Here is a 3,049-nt window from a genome sequence, read left to right as displayed (position 1 = left end):
GTTGTGTTAGGTGGGGCCCGGCCCGTGGTTCACCCCCGCCCGCCTGCCCCCGTTTTGGGCGCCCCCCCCCCCCCGGGGGGGGGGGGGGGCGGGCGCCCCCGCGAGCCGGATCAGAAGAAGCGGCGACGCTTGGCCTTCTGCGGGCGCAGCATGTCCGCGCCCTTGGTGAGCAGGCGGCTGAGCCCGGAGGGGCCACGGCGGGCCTCCAGCGTGTGGCTGAGCCGGCGCGCACCGGCCGCCGCCACGGGCACGGCGATCGCCATCACCGCCCACTGGGCAATACGCTTCTGGATCATGTGGGTTCACCTCCGTCAGTGGCTGCTGACCGTAGTGGTACCCAGACCCACGGGGTGGTAAGCGTCAGGTGGTGGGGGCAACCGGGTTCGGCAGGGCCCCGCCGAACCGGCGGTCACGCTGCGCGTACAGCTCACAGGCGTACCAGAGGTGGCGGCGGTCGAAGTCCGGCCAGAGGGTGTCGAGGAACACCAGCTCGGCGTACGCGGTCTGCCACAGCAGGAAGTTGGAGATCCGCTCCTCGCCGGAGGGACGCAGGAACAGGTCCACCTCGGGGATCTCCGGGTGGTACAGGTACTTCGCGACCGTCTTCTCGGTCACCTTCCCCGGATCCAGCTTCCCGGCCGCCACGTCCCGGGCGATCGCCGCCGCCGCGTCGCCGATCTCGGCCTGCCCGCCGTAGTTGACGCAGAACTGGAGGGTGAGTGTCGAGTTGTCCCGCGACATCTCCTCGGCGGTCTGCAGCTCCGAGATGACGCTCTTCCACAGGCGACCGGACCGACCCGACCAGACCACCCGGACGCCCAGGTCGACGAGCTGGTCGCGGCGACGCCGGATCACGTCCCGGTTGAAGCCCATCAGGAAACGGACCTCCTCCGGCGAGCGCCGCCAGTTCTCCGTCGAGAAGGCGTACGCCGACAGGTAGGGGATGCCCAGCTCGATAGCACCCTCGATGGTGTCGAAGAGGCTGTACTCACCCTGCTCGTGGCCCTTGGTGCGGGGCAGGCCGCGCTCCTTGGCCCACCGGCCGTTGCCGTCCATGACGATCGCGACGTGCTTCGGCACGGCCCCGGCGGGCAACGCCGGCGGGCGCGCCCCCGACGGGTGGGGTGTCGGCGGCACCGGCTCGCGCCGGCCGGCCCTCATCGATCGGATCACTCGGTCATCTCCCTGCTTGCACCGTCCCCACCGGCCCCCGCAGCCGACGGGAAGGGACCCCCGCCGCCCGCGCCGTCGACCGACGGCGGGACCGCGCCGGCCGTCGGGACACCCCGGTCGACCAGCGGCAGCGAGCGTAGCGCGCGCTCCAGGTGCCATTGCAGGTGCGCCGCGACGAGGCCGCTGCACTCCCGGCGTACGCCGGTCTCGGCCGCGTCGGCGACCACCCAGTCACCCATGGTCAGCGCGGACATCAGGTCGATGGTGGCCGGGGCGGGATGGGCCGCGCCCGGCGGCCGGCAGTCCGGGCAGACGGCGCCGCCGGCCGGGACGGAGAAGGCCCGGTGGTGGCCGGGCGTGCCGCAGACCGCGCAGGCGGTCAGCGCCGGCGCCCAACCGGCCAGCGCCATCCCGCGCAGCAGGTACGCGTCGAGCACCAGCGTGGTGGCGTGCTCGCCCCGCGCGAGGGCCTTGATCGCGCCGAGGGTGAGCTGGAACAACCGCAGCGACGGCTCCCGCTCGACGGGGGTGAGGCGTTCCGCGGTCTCGGCGATCGCGCTGGCCGCGGTGTAGCGCGGGTAGTCGCCGAGGAACCGCTTGCCGTACAGGTCGATCCCCTCGACCTGGCTGACCGTGTGCAGGGAGCTGCCGTGGTTGCCCTTCGGATCCCCGGCGAGCTGGAGGTCGACGTGGCCGAACGGCTCCAGCCGGGCCCCGAAGCGGGAGGTGGTGCGCCGTACGCCCCGGGCGACCGCGCGGAGCCGGCCGTGCCGTCGGGTGAGCAGCGTGATGATCCGGTCGGACTCGCCGAGCTTCTGCACGCGCAGGACCACCGCGTCGTCGCGGTAGAGCTGTCGGCGGTACCCGGCCATCGGGTCATTCTCCCTCGGGGTGGGAAATCAGGGTCGGCTCGGGGTGGACGCGCGGACCGACCCCGATGTGCGGCGTCGACAAGCGGCCGTAGCGTCCTGGCCATGGCACTGCACCGGACCGTCACCGCGCTCGGCGCGGCCACCGCCCTGATCCTCCTCGCCGGGTGCGACAACCTCTCCTTCCGGCGACTCGACTTCGACACCTCCGAGGCGGTCCGGATCACCTCGATCCGGGTGGAGCCCGGCGCGGGCGACGTCGTGGTGCGCGCCACCGGTCAGCCGAACGAGGTACGGATCAAGCGGGTGGTCCGCTACCAGGGCGGTGAGCCCGACACGACGTACGAGATCATCGGGTCCGAGCTGGTGCTGGACACCGAGTGCGGCTCCGGGTGCACCGTCTCCTACGAGGTGACCACCCCGCCCGGGGTGAGCGTGCGGGGTGAGACCGGCTCCGGGGACGTCGACCTGAGCAAGGTCGGCGAGGTGCAGTTCGAGCTCGGCTCCGGCGACGTGCGGATCGCCGGGGCGACCGGCCCGGTCCGCGCCGAGACCGGTTCCGGCTCGATCGAGGTCGACGACGTCGCCACCCCGGTCACCCTGCGGGCGTCCTCCGGCGACATCACCGCCCGGCGCCTGCGGGGCGCGGTGGACGCCGAGGCCAGCTCGGGGAGCGTCAGCGTCGAGCTGACCGCGGTGGCCTCGGTCCGGGCGCACGCCCGCAGCGGGGACGTCGAACTGACCGTGCCGGCCGGCAGTTACCAGGTCCGCTCGGAGGCCGAAGCGGGCCGTGCGGAGCTGGGCGTACCCCACACGGCCGGCGCCACCGCGGTGCTCGACGTCGCCACGGGCAGCGGCGACATCGCGGTCATCCAGCGCTGATCTCGACGGTCTCCAGTTCGGGCGCGCTCCGCTGCCTCGGCACCCCGGCCCGGCCGACGCCCGGCCGGGCTCCTCCGTCGCCAACGCCGAGCGGATCAAGCGGGTGGCGGAGCGCATCGTCGCCG

General features: G+C 73.5%; 4 protein-coding genes. 1 reads left to right on the top strand and 3 read right to left on the bottom strand.

Going from position 1 to position 3,049, the window contains the following annotated elements; genetic code table 11:
- Nucleotides 1-110: 110 nt before the first annotated feature.
- From AB0I76_RS18295 to recO, 3 genes are all read right to left on the bottom strand, one after another.
- On the bottom strand, nucleotides 111-296 hold the full coding sequence (locus AB0I76_RS18295) for a hypothetical protein (protein ID WP_357036525.1): 186 nt from the start codon (nucleotides 294-296) through the stop codon (nucleotides 111-113).
- Nucleotides 297-360: 64 nt separating this feature from the next.
- Nucleotides 361-1,161: an isoprenyl transferase gene (locus AB0I76_RS18290; protein WP_357036522.1), complete on the bottom strand. Its 801-nt coding sequence runs from the start codon at nucleotides 1,159-1,161 to the stop codon at nucleotides 361-363.
- A gap of 8 nt (nucleotides 1,162-1,169) precedes the next feature.
- A complete protein-coding gene (recO, locus tag AB0I76_RS18285) occupies nucleotides 1,170-2,045 on the bottom strand; it encodes a DNA repair protein RecO (RefSeq protein WP_357036519.1) in 876 nt (291 codons plus the stop codon).
- A gap of 102 nt (nucleotides 2,046-2,147) precedes the next feature.
- On the opposite strand from recO, the gene AB0I76_RS18280 reads away from it, so the two are divergent.
- Entirely contained in the window at nucleotides 2,148-2,924 is a 777-nt protein-coding gene (locus AB0I76_RS18280; protein ID WP_357036516.1) for a DUF4097 family beta strand repeat-containing protein, read from the top strand.
- Nucleotides 2,925-3,049 lie beyond the last annotated feature (125 nt).

It is taken from the genome of Micromonospora sp. NPDC049799 (assembly GCF_040656655.1).
Lineage (GTDB): Bacteria > Actinomycetota > Actinomycetes > Mycobacteriales > Micromonosporaceae > Micromonospora.
The sequence above is the reverse complement of the archived record's forward strand: the minus strand, read 5'-3'. Positions and strand labels throughout refer to the sequence as shown.

Bases quoted from the DNA above. Each gene is read 5' to 3' on its own strand.
- AB0I76_RS18290 (WP_357036522.1), bottom strand. From the start codon at position 1,161: ATGAGGGCCGGCCGGCGCGAGCCGGTGCCGCCGACACCCCACCCGTCG.
- recO (WP_357036519.1), bottom strand. From the start codon at position 2,045: ATGGCCGGGTACCGCCGACAGCTCTACCGCGACGACGCGGTGGTCCTG.
- AB0I76_RS18295 (WP_357036525.1), bottom strand. From the start codon at position 296: ATGATCCAGAAGCGTATTGCCCAGTGGGCGGTGATGGCGATCGCCGTG.
- AB0I76_RS18280 (WP_357036516.1), top strand. From the start codon at position 2,148: ATGGCACTGCACCGGACCGTCACCGCGCTCGGCGCGGCCACCGCCCTG.